General features: G+C 59.8%; 15 protein-coding genes, 2 pseudogenes and 3 CRISPR repeat arrays (1 of these 20 running past the window's edge). Of the genes and pseudogenes, 10 read left to right on the top strand and 7 right to left on the bottom strand.

What is annotated here, in order from left to right; genetic code table 11:
• Nucleotides 1-444 precede the first annotated feature (444 nt).
• The 6 genes from TCCBUS3UF1_RS01175 (at nt 445) to TCCBUS3UF1_RS11570 (ending at nt 9,748) form a co-directional block, all read left to right on the top strand.
• Nucleotides 445-2,013, top strand: coding sequence for a type I restriction-modification system subunit M (locus tag TCCBUS3UF1_RS01175; protein ID WP_014514665.1), 1,569 nt, complete (start codon nt 445-447; stop codon nt 2,011-2,013).
• A complete protein-coding gene (locus TCCBUS3UF1_RS11580) occupies nt 2,010-3,287 on the top strand; it encodes a restriction endonuclease subunit S (protein ID WP_081477222.1) in 1,278 nt (425 codons plus the stop codon). The genes TCCBUS3UF1_RS01175 and TCCBUS3UF1_RS11580 overlap by 4 nt, the downstream gene beginning before the upstream one ends.
• Nucleotides 3,284-6,202: a type I restriction endonuclease subunit R gene (locus TCCBUS3UF1_RS01165; protein ID WP_014514663.1), complete on the top strand. Its 2,919-nt coding sequence runs from the start codon at nt 3,284-3,286 to the stop codon at nt 6,200-6,202. Before TCCBUS3UF1_RS11580 ends, TCCBUS3UF1_RS01165 begins: the two co-directional genes overlap by 4 nt.
• A complete protein-coding gene (locus TCCBUS3UF1_RS11575; protein WP_081477221.1) occupies nt 6,195-6,527 on the top strand; it encodes a M48 family metallopeptidase in 333 nt (110 codons plus the stop codon). Before TCCBUS3UF1_RS01165 ends, TCCBUS3UF1_RS11575 begins: the two co-directional genes overlap by 8 nt.
• A gap of 160 nt (nt 6,528-6,687) precedes the next feature.
• Nucleotides 6,688-7,908 (top strand): IS256-like element ISTth4 family transposase, encoded by a 1,221-nt coding sequence (locus TCCBUS3UF1_RS01160; protein WP_014514662.1) that lies wholly within the window; start codon nt 6,688-6,690, stop codon nt 7,906-7,908.
• Nucleotides 7,871-9,748 (top strand): DUF262 domain-containing protein, encoded by a 1,878-nt coding sequence (locus TCCBUS3UF1_RS11570; RefSeq protein ID WP_014514661.1) that lies wholly within the window; start codon nt 7,871-7,873, stop codon nt 9,746-9,748. Before TCCBUS3UF1_RS01160 ends, TCCBUS3UF1_RS11570 begins: the two co-directional genes overlap by 38 nt.
• 371 nt (nt 9,749-10,119) lie before the next feature.
• Here TCCBUS3UF1_RS11570 and TCCBUS3UF1_RS01155 read toward each other — a convergent pair whose 3' ends face one another.
• Both TCCBUS3UF1_RS01155 and TCCBUS3UF1_RS01150 read right to left on the bottom strand, forming a co-directional pair.
• Entirely contained in the window at nt 10,120-11,211 is a 1,092-nt protein-coding gene (locus TCCBUS3UF1_RS01155) for an IS4 family transposase (RefSeq protein WP_014514485.1), read from the bottom strand.
• Nucleotides 11,212-11,449: 238 nt separating this feature from the next.
• On the bottom strand, nt 11,450-12,670 hold the full coding sequence (locus TCCBUS3UF1_RS01150; protein ID WP_014514494.1) for an IS256-like element ISTth4 family transposase: 1,221 nt from the start codon (nt 12,668-12,670) through the stop codon (nt 11,450-11,452).
• A 502-nt stretch (nt 12,671-13,172) separates the two neighbouring features.
• Nucleotides 13,173-14,886: a CRISPR direct-repeat array (repeat unit 30 nt; unit sequence GTTTCAAACCCTTATAGGTACGGTTCAAAG).
• Between the two features lie 68 nt (nt 14,887-14,954).
• On the opposite strand from TCCBUS3UF1_RS01150, the pseudogene TCCBUS3UF1_RS01145 reads away from it, so the two are divergent.
• Nucleotides 14,955-15,896: pseudogene (locus tag TCCBUS3UF1_RS01145) on the top strand (IS4 family transposase); the annotation flags it as partial.
• 148 nt (nt 15,897-16,044) lie between these two features.
• Nucleotides 16,045-17,024: a CRISPR direct-repeat array (repeat unit 30 nt; unit sequence GTTTCAAACCCTTATAGGTACGGTTCAAAG).
• 184 nt (nt 17,025-17,208) lie between these two features.
• Here TCCBUS3UF1_RS01145 and cas2 read toward each other — a convergent pair.
• From cas2 to cas6, 5 genes are read right to left on the bottom strand one after another with little or no spacing between them, the layout of a single operon-like run.
• Nucleotides 17,209-17,457 carry a CRISPR-associated endonuclease Cas2 gene (gene cas2 / locus TCCBUS3UF1_RS01140; RefSeq protein ID WP_155983240.1) on the bottom strand — a complete coding sequence of 83 codons (249 nt, stop codon included), beginning with the start codon at nt 17,455-17,457 and terminating at the stop codon, nt 17,209-17,211.
• Nucleotides 17,458-17,472: 15 nt separating this feature from the next.
• Entirely contained in the window at nt 17,473-18,168 is a 696-nt protein-coding gene (cas5, locus tag TCCBUS3UF1_RS11565; protein WP_081477220.1) for a CRISPR-associated protein Cas5, read from the bottom strand.
• A 17-nt stretch (nt 18,169-18,185) separates the two neighbouring features.
• Complete coding sequence (gene cas7b, locus TCCBUS3UF1_RS01135; protein WP_014514656.1) at nt 18,186-19,145, bottom strand: type I-B CRISPR-associated protein Cas7/Csh2; 960 nt, start codon at nt 19,143-19,145, stop codon at nt 18,186-18,188.
• On the bottom strand, nt 19,135-20,955 hold the full coding sequence (locus TCCBUS3UF1_RS01130) for a TM1802 family CRISPR-associated protein (protein ID WP_014514655.1): 1,821 nt from the start codon (nt 20,953-20,955) through the stop codon (nt 19,135-19,137). Before TCCBUS3UF1_RS01130 ends, cas7b begins: the two co-directional genes overlap by 11 nt.
• Nucleotides 20,956-21,002: 47 nt before the next feature.
• Nucleotides 21,003-21,725: a CRISPR-associated endoribonuclease Cas6 gene (gene cas6 / locus TCCBUS3UF1_RS01125; protein WP_014514654.1), complete on the bottom strand. Its 723-nt coding sequence runs from the start codon at nt 21,723-21,725 to the stop codon at nt 21,003-21,005.
• 42 nt (nt 21,726-21,767) lie between these two features.
• On the opposite strand from cas6, the gene TCCBUS3UF1_RS01120 reads away from it, so the two are divergent.
• The 3 genes and pseudogenes from TCCBUS3UF1_RS01120 to cas1b all read left to right on the top strand — a co-directional run bounded on the left by TCCBUS3UF1_RS01120 (nt 21,768) and on the right by cas1b (nt 25,478).
• Nucleotides 21,768-24,005, top strand: a complete 2,238-nt coding sequence (locus TCCBUS3UF1_RS01120) for a CRISPR-associated endonuclease Cas3'' (RefSeq protein WP_014514653.1) — start codon at nt 21,768-21,770, stop codon at nt 24,003-24,005.
• Nucleotides 23,981-24,502, top strand: a pseudogene (gene cas4 / locus TCCBUS3UF1_RS01115) (CRISPR-associated protein Cas4). The gene TCCBUS3UF1_RS01120 and the pseudogene cas4 overlap by 25 nt, the downstream one beginning before the upstream one ends.
• A complete protein-coding gene (gene cas1b / locus TCCBUS3UF1_RS01110; RefSeq protein ID WP_014514650.1) occupies nt 24,495-25,478 on the top strand; it encodes a type I-B CRISPR-associated endonuclease Cas1b in 984 nt (327 codons plus the stop codon). The pseudogene cas4 and the gene cas1b overlap by 8 nt, the downstream one beginning before the upstream one ends.
• A 186-nt stretch (nt 25,479-25,664) precedes the next feature.
• Nucleotides 25,665-25,992: direct repeats of the CRISPR family, unit length 30 nt; unit sequence GTTCTGACCGTACCTATGAGGGTTTGAAAC; it runs 850 nt beyond the window's last position.

Here is a 25,992-nt window from a genome sequence, read left to right as displayed (position 1 = left end):
ATCTGAGATAGAGCCCTCAAAGAAAGGATGCTATCCACCGCGAAGTGGAGACCTAGAGAGGCCCCAGCCGTGGTGTCATAAGAACTCCCGCTAGGCTTCTCCCATAGGATGGGGGTATGGAGTTGACCAAGCACCGCCGCCGCCCCCGGCTAGAGCTCCAGCTGCGGCATCACTTGGGCGAAGGTGGAGGCCCGATGTGCCTACCTGCAAACCCAGCCGGACCTCATTCGTAGCCATACCCTCTTCCATTGGTGGCCGGGGGGGTGCTAGGGGAATGACTCAGGGGAATTTCTTATCATTCAGAGCCAGGAAAAGGTGGGTTAGGGTAAGGGAACGAATTCCTCTCGGGGTGCAGTACTGGGTACCTTGTGCTAGCCTTACTGAGGAAGCTTGGATGAGAGTCTGAGCAAGCCGTGCATTTGGTTGGTGAATAATATGGCCATGATGGATCTAACAACCCTAGAGAACTGGTTATGGGAGGCTGCCTGCGCTATCCGCGGTCCTGTGGACGCGCCCAAGTTCAAAGACTATATTCTGCCTTTGATCTTCCTCAAGCGTCTATCGGACGTCTTTGAAGATGAGCTGCGCAGCCTCGCCGTGGAGTTTGGTGGCATAGACGTGGCGCAGAACCTTGTGGAACAAGAACGTGCACATGGGAAGGTCACCTTAGTACGCTTTTACATACCCGAAAATGCTCGCTGGGAAACAGTTCGCCGGCAAACGAGCCATCTTGGAGAATACCTCACCGATGCCGTTCGCGCATTAGCACGGGAAAACCCTGTCCTTGCTGGTGTGATTGACATCGTGGACTTTAACGCTACAGCCGCGGGACAACGCATCGTGCCCGATGAATACCTAGCTCGCCTCATCAACGTCCTTTCGCGTTACCGCCTAGGCTTAGGGGACGTAGAACCCGATATCCTTGGTCGCGCCTATGAGTATCTGCTACGCAAGTTCGCCGAAGACCAAGGGCAGTCTGCCGGCGAGTTCTACACGCCGCGCGAGGTGGGCGTACTCATGGCACGCCTGCTGGAGCCCGAGCCGGGTATGATGGTCTACGACCCCACCTGCGGCTCTGGGGGTTTGCTCATCAAGTGTCACCTGCGGCTTCTCGAGCGGTTTGGGAAGCAGGAGAATGGCCGGCTGAAGCTACCGACCAATATAGCACCCCTGCACGTCTTTGGGCAGGAGATCAACCCCGCCACCTTCGCCATCGCGCGCATGAACGCTGTCATCCACGACATCCAAGCCGATATCCGCATCGGCGACACCATGCGCCAGCCGGCGTTTAAAGGCCAAGGGGGGGGTTTGCAGACCTTCGACCTGGTGGTGGCAAATCCGATGTGGAACCAGAAGTTCCCGCAAGAGCTCTACAAAAACGACCCCTACAACCGTTTCTGCTACGGCGCCCCGCCAAGCTCATCCGCTGATTGGGGCTGGCTGCAGCACATGCTTGCCTCGCTCAATGAGCGCGGGCGCATGGCAGTTGTGCTCGACACGGGTGCCGTTTCGCGCGGCAGCGGCAACCAGGGCTCCAACCGCGAGCGCGACATCCGTAAAGCGTTCGTGGAAGCCGATCTCATCGAGGCGGTCATCCTGCTCCCGGAGAACCTCTTTTACAACACTACCGCGCCGGGCGTGATCATCGTCGTCAACCGCCGCAAGCGCTACCCAGGCCAAATCTTGCTCATCAACGCCAGCCAGCTCTTCGCCAAGGGCAGACCCAAGAACTACCTGACGGAGGAGCACATCGAGACCATTGCCAGCATCTACCATGCGTGGGGCGATCCCGCGGGGGCGAATCGTGATGCGCCCCTCCATGCCATCATCACCCGCGAGGAGGCGGCGCGCAATGACTACAACCTCTCGCCCAGCCGCTATGTGAGCATCAGCGGCAGCGAAGAAGTGCTGCCGTTGGAGGAAGCACTCGTGCGACTGGAGGAAGCGGAAGAAGAACGCGCCGAAGCTGAACGTGCGCTCCAAGCCGTACTGCAACAACTGGGACTGCGATGAGGTGCACGAACCCGGATACCCTGCCCGATGGCTACCGCATGACCGAACTCGGCCCATTGCCGGAGGAGTGGCAAGTGGTACGGTTGGGGGAGGTGGGGAAGGTTATAACAGGTCGCACTCCACCCACTTCACAGGCTAGATTTTGGAACGGCCATATTCCGTTCATCACACCTGTTGACCTTCAAGGAAAGCCAATCAGACATTCGGAGAGATCCATCACAGAAGAGGGTCTTCAGCATGCAAAGCCCCTACCAAGGGGTGCAGTTCTGGTGAGCTGCATTGGTTACATAGGCAAAATTGGTATCGTAGAGGCTGAACTTGCTACTACGAACCAACAAATCAACGCCGTTATTCCCTTCGGTTGCGACAACTGGTTTCTTGCTTACGCTCTGATGCATGAAACCGATGTGTTGAGAAGCAGAGCAAGAATGACAACCGTTCCAATCCTGCATAAGTCAAACTTTGAGAATATTCCTATCCCCTTCCCCCCTCTCACCGAGCAGCGGGCGATTGCGCATGTGCTGCGGACGGTGCAAGCCGCTAAGGAGGCGGGCGAGCGCGTCGTGGAGGCGCTACGGGCGCTGAAAAAAAGCCTCATGCGCCACCTGTTCACGTATGGACCGGTGCCCATCGATGCTGCCGAGCACGTGCCCCTACGCGACACCGAACTCGGTCCCCTCCCCGCCCACTGGCAGGTGGTGAGGCTGGGGGAGGTGGCAGAAGTCAAATACGGCAGGGCAAAACCAAAAGCTGAAGGTGAGATTCCAGTTATCGGCTCAGGTGGTATCTACGGCTGGGCAGATGCACCTCTTGTGGAATTCCCGACGCTTGTCATCGGAAGAAAAGGAACAGCAGGTCAAGTTTGGCTGGTTGAACAAGCTTGTTGGCCTTCAGACACGACTTACTATTTGATTTGGAAAAAACCAGTTGATGTGTGGTTTGTTTTTGGATTTGTAAGTCTCAACCCTTTGTCTGGGGAACATGCCAGGACTACACTCCCCAGCCTTAAGCGGCATGATCTGGAAAATTACCTAATCCCTCTTCCACCCCTCCCCGAGCAGCGGGAGATTGCGCGCATGCTGCAGGCGGTGGATCAGCGCATCCAGGCGGAGGAGGCGCACGTGCACGCGCTGGAGGCGCTCTTCCGCACGCTCCTGCACGAGCTGATGACCGCTCGACGCCGGCTACCAGCTGAGTTTATTGCTAAGTTTGCCAGCCATGGCGATCAAACGCTGCGCGCAGCAACCCCTACCATAGAGGAGCGTTCGCTATGAGCATCTCTTCCGAACGCCGCACCGTCCAGAACCCGCTTCTCCGTTACGCCACTGAGGCGGGCTGGACATACGTGCCGCCAGATGAAGCTCTGCGCCTGCGCAGTGGCGAGGACAAACCCTTCTTGCACGCAGTACTGGTGGAGCAGCTCCAACGCCTCAACCCCGGCGTGGTGACCCATGCCACCAAGGCCGAAGAGGTGGTGCGCCGCCTGCAGGCGCTGCGCGCTGATATTGAAGGCAACCGCGAGGCGTGGGAGTACCTCAAGGGGCTGAAGACAATCTTCGTGGAAGCCGACCGCCGCGAGCGCAACCTGCGCCTGCTGGACCCTGATCGCCCAGAGGACAACCGCTTTCACGTCACCGACGAGTTCGTGTTCCGAAGTGGAGCGCGGCGCATTCGCGCGGATGTCGTCTTTTTCATCAACGGCATCCCTGTGCTGGTGATCGAAACCAAAGCCGCCACGCGGCTGGAGGGCATCGCCGAGGCGTTCGACCAAATTCGCCGCTATCACGCCGAGGCGCCGGATCTGTTGGTGCACCTGCAACTGTTCGCGCTGACGCATCTGGTGCAGTTCTTCTACGGTGCCACCTGGTCGCTCTCGCGCAAGATGCTGTTCAACTGGCGGGAGGAGCATGGGAGCGGCGACTTTGAAACGCTGGTCAAATCCTTTCTTGCTCCGCGCCGTGTGATGCGCGTGCTGACCGAGTACATCCTCTTTGCTCGCAAGGACGGAGAGCTAACTAAGGTGGTACTGCGTCCGCACCAAATGCGCGCCACCGAGCGCGTGCTGGCGCGTGCGCACGACCCGCAGAAACGTCGCGGCTTGATCTGGCACACGCAAGGCTCGGGCAAAACCTACACCATGCTCACCATCGCCCGCCGATTGCTGGAGGACCCTCGCTTTGAGAACCCCACGGTGTTGCTCATCGTGGACCGCAACGAGCTGGAGCAGCAGCTTTTCCAGAACCTGGAGGCGATCGGCTTCAGCCGCGTGCACTTGGCGCTCTCCAAGCGCCACCTGCGCGAGCTGCTCGCTGCCGACACGCGCGGCATAATCGTTTCGATGATTCACAAGTTCGACGACATGCCGGCGGATCTGTGCACGCGGCACAACGTGTTCGTCTTAGTGGACGAAGCGCACCGCTCCACTGGCGGCGATCTGGGCAACTACCTGATGGGTGCGTTGCCCAACGCAACTTTCATCGGCTTCACCGGCACGCCAATCGACCGCACTGCACACGGCAAAGGCACCTTCAAGACCTTCGGCACCGATGACCCGCAGGGCTACCTGGACAAGTACTCCATCCGCGAGTCCATCGAGGATGGCACAACCGTCCCGCTACATTACCAGCTCGCACCGAACGACCTGATCGCCGACCGCGAGGCGATGGAGCGCGAATTCTGGGCAGCCGCCGAGCTAGAGGGCGTCGCCGACATCGAAGAGATCAACCGCGTGCTGGACCGCGCCGTCACGCTCACGAACATGCTCAAAAACCCCGAGCGCGTGGCGAAGATCGCCGCCTTCGTAGCGGATCACTTCAAGCAGTATGTGCAGCCAATGGGGTACAAGGCGTTCCTCGTCGCCCCCGACCGCGAGGGCTGTGTGCTTTACAAGGAAGCGCTGGACCGTCATCTGCCTTCCGAGTGGAGCGCCGTGGTCATCAGCGCTGGGCACAACGACCCTGCGCATCTGAAGCGTTACCACCTGAGCGAAGACGCAGAGCGCCGCCTGCGCCAAGCTTTTCGCAAGCCCGGCGAGAATCCCCAGATCTTCATCGTCACCGAGAAGCTGCTCACCGGCTACGATGCGCCCATCCTCTACTGCATGTACCTGGACAAACCGATGCGCGACCACGTGCTGTTGCAAGCGATTGCGCGCGTCAATCGCCCCTACGAGAGCGAGCAGGGGCAGCGCAAGACCACCGGCTTGATCGTGGACTTCGTAGGCATCTTCGACAACCTGGAGCGCGCGTTGGCGTTTGATTCGCAGGATGTGAGCGGCGTGGTGCAGGGGATAGATGCGCTCAAGGCGCGCTTTGCCCAGCTCATGGATGAAGGACGCCACACGTATCTTCCCATCGCTGCGGGCGAAGTCGGCGATAAAGCTGCCGAAGCGTTACTAGAGCACTTCCGCGACAAAGACCGCCGCGAGGCGTTCTACCAATTCTTCCGCGAATTAGAAGAGGTGTACGAGATCCTCTCGCCCGACCCGTTCCTGCGCCCGCACTTGAACGATTACCAACGCCTAGCGGAGATGTATCGCCTGCTGCGGGCCAGCTACGAGCCGCACATTCCCGTGGACAAATCCTTTCTGCGCAAGACGGCGACGATTGTGCAGCAGCACACCCACACGAGCCTCGTGCACGAGCCGAGCGCGACCTACGAGATCGGAGCGGCGATGCTGATGGCGCTGCTCAACGCCGAGCAGCCCGACACCGTCAAGGTCTTCAACCTGCTCAAGGAGCTGTATCGCTTGGTGGAGGCGAAGGGACACAGCGCGCCCTATCTGCTCTCCATCGGCGAGCGCGCTGAGGAGATTCGCCGTCGCTTCGAGGAGCGGCAGATTGAGTCGCAAGAAGCCCTGCGCGAGCTGAACGAGCTGATACGGCAATTGCGTGCTGCCGAGGAAGAGCGCCGCCAACGCGGTGACTTGGCTGCACGCCCGCACGCTGAACAAGCCTTCACCGTGGAGTGGTGGCTGCGCCTCCACAACATCGCCCCAGAGCGCGCAAAGGAAGTGGCTGACACCATGGAAGCCGCCTTTGCGGAGTTTCCCCATTGGATGAGCGACCGACGGCAAGAGGGAGAGCTGCGCAAATGCCTGTACAAAGCGCTGTTCGCAATAAGCGTGTCGGATGTCGTAGCGTGGACGAACGCCATACTAGACCTTTTGCGGAGGGCTACCGATGCGTAGAGGTGTGACCAAGCGCAAAGAGGCAACCGAATCTGCGTGGCAACCGCTAGAGGAAGCTGTGCCCGTAGACGTCTTCCGCGCAGAAGTGTTAGCTTGGGCGGAGCGCTTGGGCGTCACGCCGCGCGAGATTCGTATCCAGCCGATGAGGCGCAAATGGGCGAGCTGCTCCTCTCGAGGGCGGCTAACATTCGACACCGCGCTCCTACACCAGCCAGCTGAGTTCCGCCGCGAGGTGATCGTGCACGAGTTGCTACACCTAAGTGTGCCGAATCATGGCAAGTTATTTAGGGCTTTGCTTAAGGCCTATCTAGTTGCAAAGGAATAAGGTTTACTCAGCAGGGCACCTGATGCCCAAGGAAGGGCACTTTAAAGATTGTCGACGTGCCCTTGTCTATTTTAGTCACCAACGCTCACGACCAAGGCACCTCAAAGCAAACATTTAAGACAATCGACATGGTCGTGTAAGGATTTATGTGTAAGGGTCCGTGTTTAATAGGGGGGCACACCTTAGCACGAGGAGGTGCCCCGTGGACCAGGATACCTTGCGGATCTTGCTGAGGGAAGCGGTGCGGGAGACAGTAGCCGAGGTTCTGCAGACGGTTCTGGAGCTGGACCGGACGGCCTTCTTGCAGGTGCACGGAGGCCGCAGGAACGGCTACTACCCCCGCAAGCTGGAGACCACCTTCGGCCAGGTGGACCTGAAGGTCCCTAGGGATCGGGAATCTCGGTATTACCCGGCTTTCCTTAAGCCCTACGTCCGCCGCCTGGTGGACGTGGGGGAAGTGGCGGTAGCCCTTTACGCCGCCGGGGTCAGTCAGCGCAAGGCGGCCGAGATACTGAGCCTGCTCTTAGGCCACCGCTACTCCCACGAGACCCTGAGCGCCCTGACGGACGAGGTCCTGGAGGCGGCAGGAGCCTTCCGCACCCGGCCTTTGCCCGAGGAGATGGCCTTCGTCTACCTGGACGGGCTTTCCCTAAAGGTCTTCAGGGAAGGAGAAGGGATCGTACGGGAAAGCGTGTATGTGGCCCTGGGCATCGCCCCTAATGGGGAGAGGCGGGTCCTGGGGTTTTGGCTGTTGCCCACGGAGAGCGCCCTGGGATGGGAGGGGGTCCTGGGGGAGCTTTGGCAGCGGGGCCTGCGGCGGGTATTGCTCTTCATCACCGACGGGCTGCCCGGGCTTCCTGAAGCGATCCGCAGGGTCTACCCTCAGGCGGAATGGCAGCGGTGCGTGGTGCACGGGGTGCGGTGGAGCCTGTCCCAGGTGCGGGCGCGGGACCGGGGCCTGCTGGCGGAGGACCTGAGGCGGGTGTACGGGGCGGAGAGCCGGGAAGAAGCTCTTGGGGCCTTGGAGGAGGTGAAGGCCGCCTGGGGTTCGCGGTACCCGGGGGTGGTGGGGCTTTGGGTACAGGATTCGGGGGCCTTCCTGCGGTTCTACGGGTACCCCAAGGTGCTTTGGCCGTACCTGCGGAGCACCAACCTGATGGAGCGGTTTATCCGGGAAGTGCGGCGGGGGACGAAGGTGCGGGACCACAAGTTTCCTAAGGAAGAGGCGGTGCACAAGCTTCTTTACCTGGAGTCGGAGAGGCAGGAAGGGAGGTGGGCAGAACGGAAACTAAAGGGGTTCTCGGAGGTGAAGGAGGTGCTGGAGAAGATGCTTCAGGAGCGGTATGCCCCCCGTACACAGACTCTTACACATAACTCTTGACACGACCATCGACATGAACGGAGCTGATATACTTTTGAAGGGGCTTAACCTAAAAACCCAAAAGAAAGGGGGCAGACGGCAAATGGACAACGAAAGGATCCAAACCAAGGTCTTTCGCATCCGACAGCTCCTGGAATCTTCGGTGGTCTACCAAGTACCTCGCTTCCAACGTCCGTACAGTTGGAGCAGGGTTCATTGGAAGACGTTTTTGGAAGACATAGAGAACACTTGTCATTTAAGCAAAGATGGCATGCCCTATCTCCATTTCTTGGGCGCCATCATAACCATGGCCCGACCCTCCGGGGTCGAAGTAGTTGCTCCCTACATACTTGTAGACGGGCAACAGCGCCTAATTACTATAGCCTTGTTACTGGCAGCCATACGGAATAGGGCCGCAGAGGCAGGGCTATCTTCCCTTTCTCATGAGCTGGACAAGCTACTCAGAAACGCGGACGAAGAGTTAGAGTTGAAAGTCCAACCAACCGAATTTGACGAGGCCGCCCTTAGGGGAATTATTAGGGGAACTCCCCTAGAGGAGCTGCACTCCCCTATAGGCAACGCCTATTCTTTCTTCACAGACAAACTTAAAGGACGTGCTCCAGAGGAACTCGAAGTCCTTGCCAAAGCCTTACTGGATCAAACTGAGGTGGTGCGTATCCACCTCAGCCAGGGTGAAAACGCTTACCGGATATTCGAGAGCTTGAACTACAAGGGCTCTCCCCTTACTCCAGCTGACCTTGTACGCAACTACCTCTTCATGCGCCTGGCAGCAGAGGGCAAAGAAAAAGAGAAAGAAACGTACGAAAAGGTCTGGGCACCCGTTGAGGAGGCGTACAAAAAAGTCTTCCCTCCTAGCCCTGCAAACAGCATCCCACACCTCGAACGGATGAGTCTAGGAATCTGGCACTATGTCAGAACGAACGGGGAAGAGATACCCTGGGATGCCACTTATCCCGCTCTAATCGATCGGCTCAACGCTACTCTGAAAGAGGGAAAGGCCACGGAAAGCTTTGCCTTGGAATTGAAGGAAAGTCTCGCGGATTACCTATTCTTTGAAAGACCGCACCTGGAAACTAACCCAAAACTACAGAGGCGCTTGGAGGCCTTCCGCATACTGGGCTTCGGTGTGGCCGCCCCTCTGGTCATGGCTCTCAAGCAGCGCATTAGGAAAGGCGTGCTAGACATAGAGGATGCCGACCAGGTCCTAGCGGTAATGGAGGCCTACTATCTCCACCGCATATTAGCGAGCGTGCCCACTAACACCGTGGGTCGTACGGTATTATCTGTGCTAAAGAACGGCCTCTTAGATGAGCCTAATCCTGCTGAAAAAGTACGCCGCTTCTTGAAAGGGCTGAGTGGAAACAGGCGGTGGCCGGACCGAGAAGAGCTGGAAAAGCGCAACGCAGAAAGATCCATATATGTCTGGGATGGTGGGGGAAGGGATCCTCGCACTAGCCATGCCTATTACATACTCAAGCGCATTGAACAATACCTCTGGAAGAAGCTAAAGCGCAAGGAACTCCCGAACTTGGAAAACCTCACTCTGGAGCACATTATGCCACGCACTTTGAGCGAGGCATGGAAGGCTGAAATCGGAATCGATTGGGAAAGAACACATAAGTCGCATCTGAATGCGCTAGGAAATCTCACTCTAACTGGGTATAACCAGGAGATGGGCAACAAGCCCTTCTCAGAAAAACTCAAAGTTCTCAGAGAAAGTACCTTGTCCATTAACCAAGAGTACTTCCGAAGTGTATCTCTGGAGCGTTGGGATGAACAGGCTATACGAGAACGGACGAAGTGGCTACTCGATCTGGTGTATGAGATTTGGCCAGCGTAGGAATTTTTGGCGAAGGGCAGTTCTAACAGCTCATAGTAACAATAGGAAACCTAGATGGTCCGTAAGCAGTCGACTTCTTTTCTCGACCGCCTGTGTAGGTGTTCCAAGAGAATGCAGGATATATCCCTAAATAGGAGTCGGGTTCAGTTATAGCATTAATAGAGGAAAGTTATCCATCTGACTCCTACATCCCTCTCCTCTCCCTTAAAGGGAGGTGATATCTTGCCCTCGAGCTGTTGGCAAGACAACAACACCGAGGTTTTTCCCCCACTATGCGATCAACCGGCGGGCATTGAAAAACGCTTCCTATTCCTCCGCCCCGCATGAAAGCATTAGATGGTCTGCAAAGGGTAGTTTTTACTCTGCCCGCACTATGTACACGTCAAAACCTCCATAGGGCATAACCCCAAGGGACTTCCGCGCCTTCCTCCCCCTGCACCCCAGAGGGCAAGCGCCCAAAGGGTGAGCAGGTCCAGCCCCGCCCGGAAGAGGCTCTGTCCCAGCCTCCCGTGCTTCTTGGGCCTCACCGGACGCACCCGGTGCAGCACAAGCCCCGTCCGAAACGCCCACACGAAGGCCAGGCTCAAGGGGACCAAAAGCCGCGAAAGCCTCTCCCCCCGCGTCACGTGCGTGGCCTCCAGGTCAAATCCCCGCCCCTTCAGGGCCCCAAAGAGCCGCTCTATCCCCCACCTGAGCCCGTACACCTCCAGCACCCGGTGAGGGTCCAGGTCCGTAGCCACAATCAGCCACTCCCGGACCCCAAGGCGCAACCCCACCACCCACATGCGCCGCCCGTAGACCCAGTACCGCCGCCTGGGCACCCGGCTCTCTCCCACCTTCAGGGAGGCAAAGAGCTCCCAGGCCCGAGGGCCCGAGCCCAACCGCCACATCCGGGTGTTGGCCTTGATTCGGATGCACCGGGGGATGCCCTTCTCCTCCAGGTACCGGAACCACGCCTCCCCTATGAACTCCCGATCCGCCAGGAACCCCTCCACCCGGAGGTGGGGGAAGTGGGCCCTCAGGAAAGCCAAGGCCCTCTCCATCAGGGCGATGCGTTCGGGGGTGGAGGAGTTGCCGTCGTGGGGAAGGAAGCTCCAGAACAGGGGGACGGCCAGGCCTTGGTACAGGAAGGCCAGCATCAGGAGGTTGACCTTGCTCTTCCCCAGCTCCCACTCGGTCCGGTCCATGACCAGGAGGAGCCCTTGGGGTCGGAGGAGGGCGAAGATGAAGCGGGCATAGCCCTCCCCGTCCAGCCCCGGCCAGGCCAAGAACCGCTGGAACCTTCGGTAGGCGGAGCGGGGGTCAGGGCTGGCTATGGAGCCGAGGGAAAGAGCGAGTCTGGGGCCGCTTGTGGTGCGGGCGGTGACCAGAGCCATCACCAGGGCGGCCAGGAAGGTGAGGCGCCTGAGGTCGGCCTTCCAGTATCGCTTCAAGGCGTTGATGAGTGGGGTAAGCTGTTCCATGGGGACCACCTCCTATGGGTACCTGCCCATCCACGTGGGCGCAGGTCCATCCTAAAGGGGTGGTCCCACGTTTTGACGTGTACTGAGGCACTGGCTACACTTGGGCTTTTGCCCGAGTTAGGATTGAAATCCGAGTACCTGTACTTAGGCGATATCCTTCATCCGCCAGCACCCCCACATGCTTGCCTTACTTCCCAAAACATCGCTTTTGCCGTCGTGATGGGCGGCGGGGGTCGTGTCAAGAGTTATGTGTAAGAGTCTGTGTACGGGGGGCATACCGCTCCTGAAGCATCTTCTCCAGCACCTCCTTCACCTCCGAGAACCCCTTTAGTTTCCGTTCTGCCCACCTCCCTTCCTGCCTCTCCGACTCCAGGTAAAGAAGCTTGTACACCGCCTCTTCCTTAGGAAACTTGTGGTCCCGCACCTTCGTCCCCCGCCGCACTTCCCGGATAAACCGCTCCATCAGGTTGGTGCTCCGCAGGTACGGCCAAAGCACCTTGGGGTACCCGTAGAACCGCAGGAAGGCCCCCGAATCCTGTACCCAAAGCCCCACCACCCCCGGGTACCGCGAACCCCAGGCGGCCTTCACCTCCTCCAAGGCCCCAAGAGCTTCTTCCCGGCTCTCCGCCCCGTACACCCGCCTCAGGTCCTCCGCCAGCAGGCCCCGGTCCCGCGCCCGCACCTGGGACAGGCTCCACCGCACCCCGTGCACCACGCACCGCTGCCATTCCGCCTGAGGGTAGACCCTGCGGATCGCTTCAGGAAGCCCGGGCAGCCCGTCGGTGATGAAGAGCAATACCCGCCGCAGGCCCCGCTGCCAAAGCTCCCCCAGGACCCCCTCCCATCCCAGGGCGCTCTCCGTGGGCAACAGCCAAAACCCCAGGACCCGCCTCTCCCCATTAGGGGCGATGCCCAGGGCCACATACACGCTTTCCCGTACGATCCCTTCTCCTTCCCTGAAGACCTTTAGGGAAAGCCCGTCCAGGTAGACGAAGGCCATCTCCTCGGGCAAAGGCCGGGTGCGGAAGGCTCCTGCCGCCTCCAGGACCTCGTCCGTCAGGGCGCTCAGGGTCTCGTGGGAGTAGCGGTGGCCTAAGAGCAGGCTCAGTATCTCGGCCGCCTTGCGCTGACTGACCCCGGCGGCGTAAAGGGCTACCGCCACTTCCCCCACGTCCACCAGGCGGCGGACGTAGGGCTTAAGGAAAGCCGGGTAATACCGAGATTCCCGATCCCTAGGGACCTTCAGGTCCACCTGGCCGAAGGTGGTCTCCAGCTTGCGGGGGTAGTAGCCGTTCCTGCGGCCTCCGTGCACCTGCAAGAAGGCCGTCCGGTCCAGCTCCAGAACCGTCTGCAGAACCTCGGCTACTGTCTCCCGCACCGCTTCCCTCAGCAAGATCCGCAAGGTATCCTGGTCCACGGGGCACCTCCTCGTGCTAAGGTGTGCCCCCCTATTAAACACGGACCCTTACACATAAATCCTTACACGACCTGCTTTGGACTCCCCTTTCAGGGTCTCCTCGGACTTGAGCCAGCAAGCTATCCAGGTCCAGTCCACAGGTGTGCTTAGGGTTGTGGATCTACCCTCCGCCGCCGACCCTGGAGGGGAAGCCGGAGGCATCGGGCACTAGTTGGGTTTGGCCTGAGGTCCACCCCTGCAGGTACCCTGCTCGCAGGGGCTTTCTTTACTCCCCCAAAGGGGATTCTTTCCCCGGCATTTATGACCCCGTGAAAAGAGGCCCTAATCCAAATCCCCTCTAAATCTCTCACCCACACCAGGCTACGCATCCCCGTGAGGTTTTGGGAGACGGAAGGCCCTTGGGGGTTCTTTTCGCGAAAGCTACGTTTCGCGAACAAGTGGGCCTCGAGGGGCAATCAGGCCCCACCCCATGGGGCACAGGAGGGTGCCGGGGGACTACTCCTGGGGGTTTGGGGGTCCTCGAGGTCCTCGAGGCCCTGCCCCCATGCAGTCAACTCATAGGTAGGGTTCAAAGACAGCCTCCCTCACCCTGGGCGGTCCAGCGCTTCCAAGATTTCAAACCCTTATAGGTACGGTTCAAAGCTGGGCCACCCGAGGCCCAGAAGTGTACCGGGCAGCGTTTCAAACCCTTATAGGTACGGTTCAAAGGCCTGATGATAGTTCTTTCTGTTGTTTGGCTTCTGAGTTTCAAACCCTTATAGGTATGGTTCAAAGCGGATGCGGGACCTCTTAGACGAAAGGAGTGCGGCGCACCGTTTCAAACCCTTATAGGTACGGTTCAAAGGGTCCCGGGCCAGGGAGGTCTTCCCCGCACCCCCAGGTTTCAAACCCTTATAGGTACGGTTCAAAGAGGCAATGGGAAAGATTTATGCGGGAGGGGGGAAGCGGTTTCAAACCCTTATAGGTACGGTTCAAAGCCTAGCAGACTAGGTCCACCCTAAAGGGGGGCGGGCTGTTTCAAACCCTTATAGGTACGGTTCAAAGCCTGAATAGCCTGCTGGAGCATGTCCCAAATCTTTTGTTTCAAACCCTTATAGGTACGGTTCAAAGGCTAGGCGGGTTAGGCAAGCAGGCTAGGCAGGTTAGGGTTTCAAACCCTTATAGGTACGGTTCAAAGTAGCCTAGTCTAGTCCTCCCGAGGTACGCCGACCTCACGAGTTTCAAACCCTTATAGGTACGGTTCAAAGAGTGAAAGGATGGAAGAGAAAGCCATAGAACTCATTGTTTCAAACCCTTATAGGTACGGTTCAAAGCCGTGGCACCATGGGGGTACAGGGTCAGTTAGACCCCAGTTTCAAACCCTTATAGGTACGGTTCAAAGTTGGTCTTGCGCCCCTTGGCCGTCTTGATCCTTTCCGTTTCAAACCCTTATAGGTACGGTTCAAAGAGGAAGAATGGGAGCGGGCTGATGTTTATCTCGGCCCGAGTTTCAAACCCTTATAGGTACGGTTCAAAGTCTGAGGAGGAGACCGAGTTTGGTCTAGTTCTAATCTAGTTTCAAACCCTTATAGGTACGGTTCAAAGCTCCTCAACCTCACGCCCCCTCAAACTCCTGGGGGGCAGTTTCAAACCCTTATAGGTACGGTTCAAAGTAGCTTTTAAATTTTTCTTTTTTACGCTGGGCTTCGTTTCAAACCCTTATAGGTACGGTTCAAAGTGGTCCGGGAGGAGCACATCTACGCCATCCTCTCGGAGGAGTTTCAAACCCTTATAGGTACGGTTCAAAGATTAGCACTATGCCGAACTCTGAAGCCTCCTCCCCGAGTTTCAAACCCTTATAGGTACGGTTCAAAGGAGGGTGTAAAGGGGGGATAAGGATGAAGATGAAGAGGGTTTCAAACCCTTATAGGTACGGTTCAAAGCTCCGTGCGGGAGCGGTACCATCCAGCCTGTGGTAGGTTTCAAACCCTTATAGGTACGGTTCAAAGCCTGTTCTCCCCGTGGGCCGATGATACCATAGCCCCCAGTTTCAAACCCTTATAGGTACGGTTCAAAGGTGGCTGGCGGCCGCCCCCGGGTCCAAGCTCTCCACGTTTCAAACCCTTATAGGTACGGTTCAAAGCCCGAGCCCACGGGTCCAAGCCATAATAGTGGAAACGGTTTCAAACCCTTATAGGTACGGTTCAAAGCATTGGGAGCCCACGCAGGAAAAAGATGGAGAACGGCAAGTTTCAAACCCCTCAGTACACGTCAAAACGTGGGACCACCCCTTTAGGATGGACCTGCGCCCACGTGGATGGGCAGGTACCCATAGGAGGTGGTCCCCATGGAACAGCTTACCCCACTCATCAACGCCTTGAAGCGATACTGGAAGGCCGACCTCAGGCGCCTCACCTTCCTGGCCGCCCTGGTGATGGCTCTGGTCACCGCCCGCACCACAAGCGGCCCCAGACTCGCTCTTTCCCTCGGCTCCATAGCCAGCCCTGACCCCCGCTCCGCCTACCGAAGGTTCCAGCGGTTCTTGGCCTGGCCGGGGCTGGACGGGGAGGGCTATGCCCGCTTCATCTTCGCCCTCCTCCGACCCCAAGGGCTCCTCCTGGTCATGGACCGGACCGAGTGGGAGCTGGGGAAGAGCAAGGTCAACCTCCTGATGCTGGCCTTCCTGTACCAAGGCCTGGCCGTCCCCCTGTTCTGGAGCTTCCTTCCCCACGACGGCAACTCCTCCACCCCCGAACGCATCGCCCTGATGGAGAGGGCCTTGGCTTTCCTGAGGGCCCACTTCCCCCACCTCCGGGTGGAGGGGTTCCTGGCGGATCGGGAGTTCATAGGGGAGGCGTGGTTCCGGTACCTGGAGGAGAAGGGCATCCCCCGGTGCATCCGAATCAAGGCCAACACCCGGATGTGGCGGTTGGGCTCGGGCCCTCGGGCCTGGGAGCTCTTTGCCTCCCTGAAGGTGGGAGAGAGCCGGGTGCCCAGGCGGCGGTACTGGGTCTACGGGCGGCGCATGTGGGTGGTGGGGTTGCGCCTTGGGGTCCGGGAGTGGCTGATTGTGGCTACGGACCTGGACCCTCACCGGGTGCTGGAGGTGTACGGGCTCAGGTGGGGGATAGAGCGGCTCTTTGGGGCCCTGAAGGGGCGGGGATTTGACCTGGAGGCCACGCACGTGACGCGGGGGGAGAGGCTTTCGCGGCTTTTGGTCCCCTTGAGCCTGGCCTTCGTGTGGGCGTTTCGGACGGGGCTTGTGCTGCACCGGGTGCGTCCGGTGAGGCCCAAGAAGCACGGGAGGCTGGGACAGAGCCTCTTCCGGGCGGGGCTGGACCTGCTCACCCTTTGGGCGCTTGCCCTCTGGGGTGCAGGGGGAGGAAGGCGCGGAAGTCCCTTGGGGTTATGCCCTATGGAGGTTTTGACGTGTACATAGTTCAAACCCTTATAGGTACGGTTCAAAGGCCCTCGGGGTTGACCCCGTAGTGGCCTATTGAGGAACGTTTCAAACCCTTATAGGTACGGTTCAAAGAGGGGGCTGGCTTCCCGTCTTCATGGCGCGGCGCATGGGTTTCAAACCCTTATAGGTACGGTTCAAAGGGTGTGGGGCAGGACACGCGGTCCCGCCCCCAGAATAGTTTCAAACCCTTATAGGTACGGTTCAAAGCAGGGGATGAAGAGGATGGTGCCGCGAAGGCGAAGCCGTTTCAAACCCTTATAGGTACGGTTCAAAGGAGGAGTTATGGTCAAAGTAAAAGTTGCTGTGGAAGGGTTTCAAACCCTTATAGGTACGGTTCAAAGAAGTGGGCGGCAACGGCCTGGGGGTCCAGGCCGTCGTTTCAAACCCTTATAGGTACGGTTCAAAGAAGGCGTGTGGCAAAAACTTTGTTCACCAAGTGGGTGCGTTTCAAACCCTTATAGGTACGGTTCAAAGCGTTTAAGGGCGGCTACAACCGCCCCCGGGTCCATACCCTGTTTCAAACCCTTATAGGTACGGTTCAAAGCATTGGGAGCCCACGCAGGAAAAAGATGGAGAACAGCGAGTTTCAAACCCTTATAGGTACGGTTCAAAGCTTCCCACCCCCTACGCCAAGCCCTATGGAGGGCCTCAGTTTCAAACCCTTATAGGTACGGTTCAAAGGGGCTGTCCCGGTCCACCCCCCTACCCGTGCACGGCCGTTTCAAACCCTTATAGGTACGGTTCAAAGCCCAAGGCCGATAAGGGGGTCCCCAAGGCCGAGGTCAACCCGTTTCAAACCCTTATAGGTACGGTTCAAAGGAGTTAGTGGTGTGCCCTGGGGCGCACAGGTTGCCCTGTTTCAAACCCTTATAGGTACGGTTCAAAGGTTGAGTACGCGGGGGGCGCTTTGGTGGTCCGCACCCTGTTTCAAACCCTTATAGGTACGGTTCAAAGAGCAGGTATATCGTCCCATACGTAAGCAACTCATGAAGCTTTAATCTTTGTTTTCAAGAACCCCTGCGACTCAATAGGAGTTCTTGAGCCGCCTGACGACATAATACGCAACCCGGGGGAGTTGCGTCAACCCCCCGGGGGTCAGGGGGTGATTGGAGGTTGGCGCAACTTGGTTTCTGACCAATCAAATAAACTGGTCTGGTTCGTTCTTCGTTGAACCGATGGTTTCTATCCGCAAGGAATCGCGGTTAGGAAACAAGTAGAAGCGCACGGCATCCGAGGGTTCAATGATCTTTCTAACCTCTGCTTTCAGGCGCGCATATTGGGCGGGCGAGAGCTCCCCTTCCAAAACGGAATTTTGCACCCAGGTGAGGTAGCGCCTACCCACTTTAAGCACCTTCACCACCCGCTCCACCGCCACGTCGTAGACCATAACCACGTACATGTTCTAGACCTGAACCACACCTACGGCCACCTCGCCCAACATAAGTACCTCACCTTCGTACTGAACCGGAAGGGGTTCACCCCTCACTTCCAGGGCCAACTCGCCTATTCGCATGGGTTGCCTCCCAGGTCCTAGCGACAAAGGAAAGCGATCCCGGTAAAGACGGGCACCAAGAGGAGTACCCTGCAACCTCAACTTCCCCGCTTCCCACCAACCCAACCCTATACCTGTCCAGTGGGAACGCAGGTCTGCTTCCAGAATGGAAATTCCTTCTGCCCAGGCCAGAGCATAGGCGGGCCCAAGGGCAAGAGGGTAGGCCGGGTTGGCCAGGGCCTCTCCTAGGCCTTCCACTATCCCCTTGCGCTCCGAGGCCACGTAGACCTCAAAGGCCACCGGTCTCCCCTCCTCCCCCAAAAGGTACTGAACGGGGATCTGCGTGCGACCCTCTCGGTAAAGACCCCGAAGCTCCTCTAGCTTGCCTTCCTTTAAAAAAAGGTAGTTCACTGTCTGGAAAGCGTGCCGCAAGGGAGCAGTGGGCCTCGCAGAAACCCAGAGCCCTCTCAGTTCCCCCAAGTACTCCTCCCCCAAACCCAAGGCCGCCGCCAGGAGGCCTTGCACGGTAGTAGGGGGGGGAACAGGATAGGTAAGGGAGGAAGAGTTGGTGTAGAAACGGCGAAAGTGGGCCCGTTTGCCTTTGATGAGAAAGCGAAGAACCTTCAGAGGTTCACCTCCTCCAGGGAGAGGCCGCTCAGGTTCAGACCCTCGAGCTGTAGGTCAGGGTGCTGCCAAAGCCGCACCCTAGCGATGCTTTCCCGGAGGGAGTTCAGGCTTTCGCTTAGAGCATGGGCCTGCAACACATAGTCCCGCACACTGCGGATGCCCTCAGGGGCCTTCCCCTCCACGGGGCGTATACTGAGGCCATCCCGCGGGTCCCCCATGGGACGGAAGCCTTCCTTCCAGTCCACCCGAAGGTAAAGCCTAGGGGTCTGGCCCACCTTGCTTCGGGTGGTGGCCCCCTCCAAGAGGCCTTCCAGAAGGCCTTTTTCCAGGACCTCGAGGTCCTCGGAGGTCAAGCCTACCGCCTCCCCACGCCTCTTGGAAACCCTGCCCCAAAAAGCAATGAGGGCGTAGTGAACGCGGTGGTCCTTGCCGAAGGTGCCATGCTCCCCTTTGCCGCCTTCTGTGCGCCCAGCAAAGACGCTGGAGATGGTGGCGGTGTAGACCTCCACGGGGTGAAGGGAGTAGCCCCAATCAAACTGCACGGCCCCCACAAACTGCCCTGTCCCACCCTTGGATTCGCCCTCAGCCTTGATGGGTAGCACCGCACCAAAGAGGCGCACGTCCCTCAGGCGCCTGAGGTACCAGGCCAGAAACTCGGGGTCCAGGTCCTTCTTTTTGGCCCCAGCATCCCGCCCGGTTTCTTCCTTGTAGAGCCCCTTCAAGTCCTCCAGCCTGCCGTCGGCATCCGTGCGGCTCCCATCCTCGCGGGAACGCACCCATACATCCTCCCCGCGGGCAAGGAGGTAGTCCCGCACGTAGCGCTTAAGCCGTACATCGCTCACCAGAAGCCGTTGCCCCACGTAGTCCATGCGGGGACGGTTTTCGGCGTCGGGATCCCCGTTGGGGTTGGTGTCCTTGGCCTCATAGAGGTAGAGGATCTCCGCATTAGCCACCATGGGTTACCTCCTCCCTTCTCCCTGAACGTAGCCTTTTGCTCCGGGCCTGGGCATAGCCCATGAGGATGTAGTAGGGCACCTCCCGCTCGGAAAGGCTTTCCCGGGAACGCTCCAGCAGGTCTGTGGCCCGACCCAAAAGGTCCAGCACACGGGTGCGGTCGTCCCCTTCCAGGTAGTAGGTGGCCTTAGCCATCACCTCCGGTACCAGATGGCGCACCCGGACCAGGCTCATCCCCTGCCAACCGATGGAGTCCAAAAGGGGTTCTTTCCTATACTCGGAAAGCCTAGCCTGGGCCTGGCCCACGGCCTCCATGGCCTGGCCCAGGAGGTAGAGCCCAGCCCTCAAGGCACCAAAGCCGTAGGCCTCAAAAAGGGGCTTTTCCTCCTCTGTTAGAGGCAGGGCACCCTTGACCTCTCCCTCCATATTCCCTCCCCAGACCTCAAGCCGCTGCAACACCCACATCCAGCCCGCTCCCAGGTTGACCAGATCGATGACCCCCTGGCCTGCCCTATAACGGGTCAAGGCGTAAAGGGTTCCGTCCTCACGGTACACCCGCTCTGCCGTTTTGAGCCAGAGGGGGAGGAGATCCTTGGGAAACAGGGGCAGCTGGAGAAAGATCCTGGAAACGGCCTGCAGGGCGAGGCCCATCTGCCCCATCTCCCCCTTGCGCCCCCGGCTTAGGGGCATCAGGAAAAGCCAGTCCCTTAAACCCTCCACGGGAAAGCCGCGCTCCCGGGCTTCCTGCAGGGTCTTGAGGATGGCCTCCACCCGGGAAGGGGGAACCTCCAGGACCAGCTCCTCCGCCTTGGTGGCGGCCTGGGCGCGCTGGAAGAAGAGAAGGGAAAAGCCCAGGTACCGGACCTCCTCCTGCCGGTGGGCGGCGCGCTCCAAAAAATCCTTCCACCTCTCCAGGCGTTCCAGCCCCTGGACCTGGCCGACCAACCGCTCCAGAAGGCGCTCCAGGCTCTCCTGGGGAAAGTCCGCTTCGGGGAGGACCAAGACATCCCTTTCCAGAAACCTCTGCCTGAGACGCTCCCAGGCCAGGCGCTCCCCTACCCCCAAGGCGGCAAAGCACGTTTGGCAAAGGGCGTAAGCCCGGGGGAAGGCCCCCTCATCCACCCCTGGGGCGAAGCTTTTCTTATCGGTGATGTAGAACTTCAGGCGGAAGGCCGAGAAGTTTCCCGTAACCCGATCCTTCCTGCCGCAGCCATGGCATATCCCCATTTGGGCCTCAGCGAAGGGTTCCTGCAGAAGCCTTTGGCGGAGGTAGTCCCCGTACTCGGGGTACTCGGCCAGGGGTTTCCCCGAAAGGGCCAGGCTGAAGAGCAGAACCCCCCCCTTCTCGGGAGACCTGATGTCGTAGGCCGCCCTGAGGACCTGGGCTAGGGCTTCCGCCAGCTCCCCTGCGGTCTTCCCCTCCGCAGTTCCATCCATCTCCAGCCTTCCCCCCTGGATCCGGAAAGGGGGGGCTTCCGCGTCCTTGGCCCCCTGGAGGCGCCAGCCCCGGAGGTCCAAGAGGTAGCGGGCCTTGCCGCCTGGCTTTCCAGGGTCCCAAAGGAAGCCCTGGAGGAGGGACTTGAGGCCAGAATGCTCCGCCATCCTGGTAGGCACCTGGCCCAGAAGGTAGCGAAGGTCCTTGGTGGTGGCCCGGTCCCGAGGAGCGTTGGAAGCGGGAGGATCCCCCACCCAGAGGAAGCGGGCGCATTTTTCCTCGTCCAGCTCATAGGGGGTGAAGCCAGCAACGCGGTTTTGTGGGTCCAGATCCAACAGGTAGAGGCGACCCGAGGCCCGCTGGACATAGTCCTCCAACCTGAACCCCTCCCCACCGCTTTGACCGAGCCGTAGGAGTTGCCGGATCACCCTTTCACCTCCCGCACAAAGCCAAACCCCTGGCTGTTCTTGGCGCCCAGGCCCGTCAGGAGGGCCAGGCGGATCAGGTGGGGGGAGCCTTCCAGGCGGTACCTCCCCATCCAGCCCTCAATCCAGGTGTCCTTATAGCGCTCTACCCGCTTGTGCTGGGGTCGGAAACCCACAGGTTTCAGGGCGAGGCTACCCGCCTCCAGACCCAGGAGCTGGGCCTTGCGGACCAGGTTGGCCTCGAGGAGCAAGGCGAACTCGCGGTTAAGGGGGTTGAAGTACAGGGTCCTGCCCCCTTCCGTGCGGTAGGCGGTGATGGGAGAAAGGGCCTCCACCACCAGATCCCCCCCCTCAGGCAGGGGGTCCAGGTCCATGCCCAAAAGGCGTAGGAAAAGGCCGTGGACCTCGAGGCCCCCCCGCTCCCACACCCCCTTGGCAAGGCCCTCCACCACCTCGGGAAGGGCGGAGGCAAAGTGGAGAACCAGCTCGCCCTGGGCAAGGAAGGCCTTCTCCTCCCTGAGGTAGAGGAGGCCCTGGAGGCGGCTGAAGACGAAAAGCTTTAGGGGCCTATGGCCTTCCAGCAAGCCCCCGTCGTGGAGCCTTTGGCCCAGGGGCAGGGGCAAGGCCTGGTACAAGGCAGCCTGCAGGCCCTCCCGGTAGGTTACGGGCAACCTCCCCTCGGCGAAAAAGCGAAGGCTAAGCCTACCTCCCTCCGAAGGCATCTTGCTTCCAAGATACCACCGAACCTATGCTGGGGTCTAACGATGCTGCTGGCCCGCACCTCCCCGGACGAACCCCTTTTGGAGCACCTCTTGGGCGTGGGGGCCCTGGCGGAGGGATACCTGGCCCCCCTAGGACTGGGGGAGGAGGGCAGGCTGGCCGGCCTCTGCCACGATCTGGGCAAGGCCACGCCCTACTTCCAGGAAATGCTGGCCGGGCAACGGGCCAAGGGGGACCCCCTCACCTGGCACGCCCTCTTGGGGGCCCTCTACGCCGCCTGGACCGCCCGCCAAAGGGGTATGGGGGAGAAAAGCCTCCTCCTTTTCCTGGCGGTCTTGGAGCACCACGGCTCCCTCAAGACCCCGTGGGAGCGGATCCCCCTGGGGCCAAGGCAAGCCTCAGAAAAGGCGTGGAAAATCCTGCCCAAACAGATCCGGGCCCTCCAGGAAAGCCCCCTCTTCCCCGCCCTGGTGGCGGACCTCGGCCTACCCCCGCCCGAAGCCTTTCTCGGGGAAGGGGCGTGGGAGGAGGCCGAGCGCTTGGCCCGGGAGGCCGATGCCCTCCTGGACCGGGAGGGCCGGGACCTGGGGCTGCACTACCGCCTGGCCCTTCTCTACTCCGCCCTCTTGGACGCGGACCGGAGGCTGGCCGGCCAGGCTCCCCCTAAAGGGGAGGGGATCCCTATCCCCCCTGAGGCGGCGGAAGCCCACCTGGCCCGCAAGTCCCGCCCCACGCCCCTATCCCCCCAACGGGAGGCCCTTTTCCGGGGGGTGGGGGAGGTCCTCGAGGGGCCGCTGGAGAGGGTCTTCCCCGCCCGGCTCACCCTCACCGCCCCCACGGGGGCGGGAAAGACCCTGGCAGCCCTCCGCTTCGCCCTGGCCTTGAGGGAGCGGGTCCACAGGGAAAGGGGCTTCCGCCCCAAGGTGGTCTACGCCCTACCCTACATCGCCATCGCCGACCAGGTGGAGGAGGAGGCCCGGGGGGTCCTCCAGGCCGCGGGCCTGAAGCCCGAGGAGCACCTTTTGGTCCACCACCATCTGGCCCTGGCGCGCGAGGAAGAGGGGTCGGTGGAGGAAGCCCTCCTCCTGCAGGAGACCTGGGATGCGGAGGTGGTGGTGACCACCTTCCACCAGCTCTTCCCTACCCTGGTGGGCCCAGGGAGCGCCCTGCGCCCCCTTCACGCCCTGGCCAAGGGGGCCATCCTCATCCTGGACGAGGTGCAAACCTTGCCCGCGGAGCTTTGGCCCTTTCTGGGGGAGCTCCTTAGGCAACTTCCAGGCCAGATGACGGTGATCAGCATGACCGCCACCCAGCCCGGCCTGGTGAAGGGCCAGGAGGTGGCGCCCCATCTCCCCTCCTACCCCCGGCGGGTGCGCCTGGCCTGGCACGGGGCCCGCACCCTAGAGGAGCTTGGGCAGGCCCTGCTCCAGGAAGGCCCCAAAAGCCGCCTGGTGGTGGTGAACACGGTGCGGGAGGCCATATCCCTCTACCGCTTCCTCAGGGAGGAAGGGCTTCCCCATCTCTACCTCCTCACCAGCCACATCATTCCCAAGCACCGGAAGGCCCGCTTGGGGGAGATCCGGGCCAAGCTCCAAGAGGGGCAACCCCTCACCCTGGTGGCCACCCAGGTGGTGGAGGCCGGGGTGGACCTGGACTTCCAAGAGGGCTACCGGGCCTTCGCCCCCATGGAAAGCATCCTCCAGGTGGCGGGGAGGGTGAACCGGAGCGCCTTGGGGGAGGGGAGGCTCTGGGTTTTGGACCTCGAGGGAGACGGGGGAAGACGGGTCTACGGCACGATCCTCCTGGACCGTAGCCGACGGGTGCTGGGCCCCCGGCTTGCCGAAGGGCTTTGGGACTTGGAGGCCTATGCCCTCCTCCCCCAGTACTACCGCCTGGTGGAAGAGGGCATCAGCCAGGCCAAGGGTCAGGACCTGCTGGCCAAGTTGGCCCGACTGGACTACAGCCAGCTCCGCTTCACCCTCATTGAGGAAGCGCCTTCCATCCCCATCTTCATCGAGTGGGACCAGGAGGCAACCCGGCTCCTAGGGGAGCTGGAGGGGGCCCTGACCCTCAAGGATCCCGGGGAGCGGCGCAAGCGCCTACGGCCCCTCCTGGCCAGGATCCAAGGCTACACGGTTTCCCCTCTCCTGCAGCGGGCGCTGAAAAACCTACCCCCACCCCTTCTGGGGCGGGAGGAATGGCGGCACGTGCCTAGGGAAGCTGTTGCGGACTTCTACGATGAGGAGATGGGCTTCCTATGGGAGATGGAACAGTTCCTCTGACGGCCACCCTGTTCTGGTACTACGCCATATGCCCCCGGGAGGCCTGGCTCATGGGGCATGCCTTGGAGCCCTATCCCGACCATGAACTCCTGGCCCTGGGCCGACTCCTCCAGCAGACAGCCTACCCCGAGGCCCGCAAGGAGGTAGCCCTCCCCGGCATCCGCATGGACCTCCTTATGGGTAGAGGGGGAACCCTGGTGGTGGCCGAGGTCAAACGCCGCTCGGGCTCCAAGGAGGCCCACCTGCTCCAGCTCGGGTACTACCTCCTTCGCCTGAGGGAAGTGGGCCTCGAGGCCGAGGGGGAGCTGCGCTATCCGTAGGAACGGCTGGTGGAAAGGGTGAAGCTAACCCCCGAGCTGGAAGCCAAGGTGCGGGAAACCGAAAGGAGGCTCAAGGAACTCCTTCAGCAAGAAAAACCCCCTCCTGCCCGAAGGATTCCGGCATGCCGGGCATGCGCTTACCTTGAGTTCTGTTTTGCGGAGGAGGAAGATGCCTAAGCCCGTGTACATCTTTTCCTCCGGGCGACTGAGCCGCTTGGCCAACACCCTTGTTCTGGAGACCGAGGATCGCAAGCGCCATCTTCCAGTGGAACAGGTTTCCGAGCTTTACCTCTTCGGAGAGGTAGACCTGAACAAGCGATTTTTAGAGTTTGCCGCACAGAAGGGCATCCTTCTGCACTTTTTCAATCGCTTTGGCTACTACGTGGGCTCTTTCTACCCCAGGGAACATCTCTTGAGCGGGTACCTTACCCTGCGCCAAGCCCAACACTATCTGGATGCAAACCGTCGCCTAAACCTGGCCCGGCGCTTTGTGGAAGGTGGCCTGGAAAACATCCGGCGCTTGTTACGGAAAGAAGAAGCAAAGGGGAAAAGGGTTTCGGACGCCTTGGACACCATAGGGGAAATCCTGTCCCAGGTAAAGGGGGCACAACATGTAGGAGAACTGATGGCCCTAGAAGGGCGGGCCCGCGAAAGCTACTATGCCGTTTGGGACGAACTGCTTGGGGAAGAGTGGAGCCTGGAGCGCAACCGTAGGCCCCCGAAAGACCCCGTAAACGCTCTCGTGAGTTTTGGCAACACCCTCCTTTACACGGCCATTCTGGCGCAGATTTACCAAACCCACCTGGATCCCCGTATAGGCTTCCTCCACGAAGCCAACTACCGTCGCCATTCCCTGAACCTGGACGTGGCGGAGGTCTTCAAGCCAGTGCTGGTGGACCGAATGATCTTCCGACTGATCCGACGGGGACAAATAAAAACCGGCCATTTCCTCAGGGAGGGTCAAGGGGTTTTCCTTTCCGAAGCGGGCAAGAGATTGGTGGTAGAGGAATGGGAAAATAGCCTCCAAGCCACCTACCGACACCTTTCCCTGAAGCGTTCCGTTTCTTACCGAACGACTTTGCGTCTGGAGCTTTACAAGTTAGAGAAACACCTTATAGAGGAAAACCCTTACATCCCTTACCGGTTTCGCTAAATTTGTTTTGGCTCCTATTTGCGCCAACCCCTAATCACCCCCTGACCCCCGGGGGGTTGACGCAGCACCCCTAAACCGCCTAGGATACCGATAGGCGGCTCATATTTTCCTTTGCAGCCGCAGGGGTTCTTGATAACAAACATTAACTTTTTATGAGAGCCTTTCGTCCAGAGGGCAGCTTCTGCTGTTCTGACCGTACCTATGAGGGTTTGAAACCGGTAACCGCATCTTCTTGGTACTCCAGCAGGCTATTCGTTCTGACCGTACCTATGAGGGTTTGAAACGTGGAGGCCATGGACCCCCAAGCTGCTACCGCCACCCTGTTCTGACCGTACCTATGAGGGTTTGAAACGAGCATGCCCCAAATCTTCTCAATCATCATGACCCTCGTTCTGACCGTACCTATGAGGGTTTGAAACCCCTCAAAAAGTTCGTTTCCAATAGAGTTCGTGGCGGTTCTGACCGTACCTATGAGGGTTTGAAACACCGCCTTGGGGGCCTCGGCCTCGGCCTT

It is taken from the genome of Thermus sp. CCB_US3_UF1, from assembly GCF_000236585.1.
Classification (GTDB): domain Bacteria; phylum Deinococcota; class Deinococci; order Deinococcales; family Thermaceae; genus Thermus.
This window is presented reverse-complemented; position numbering and strand designations above follow the sequence as displayed.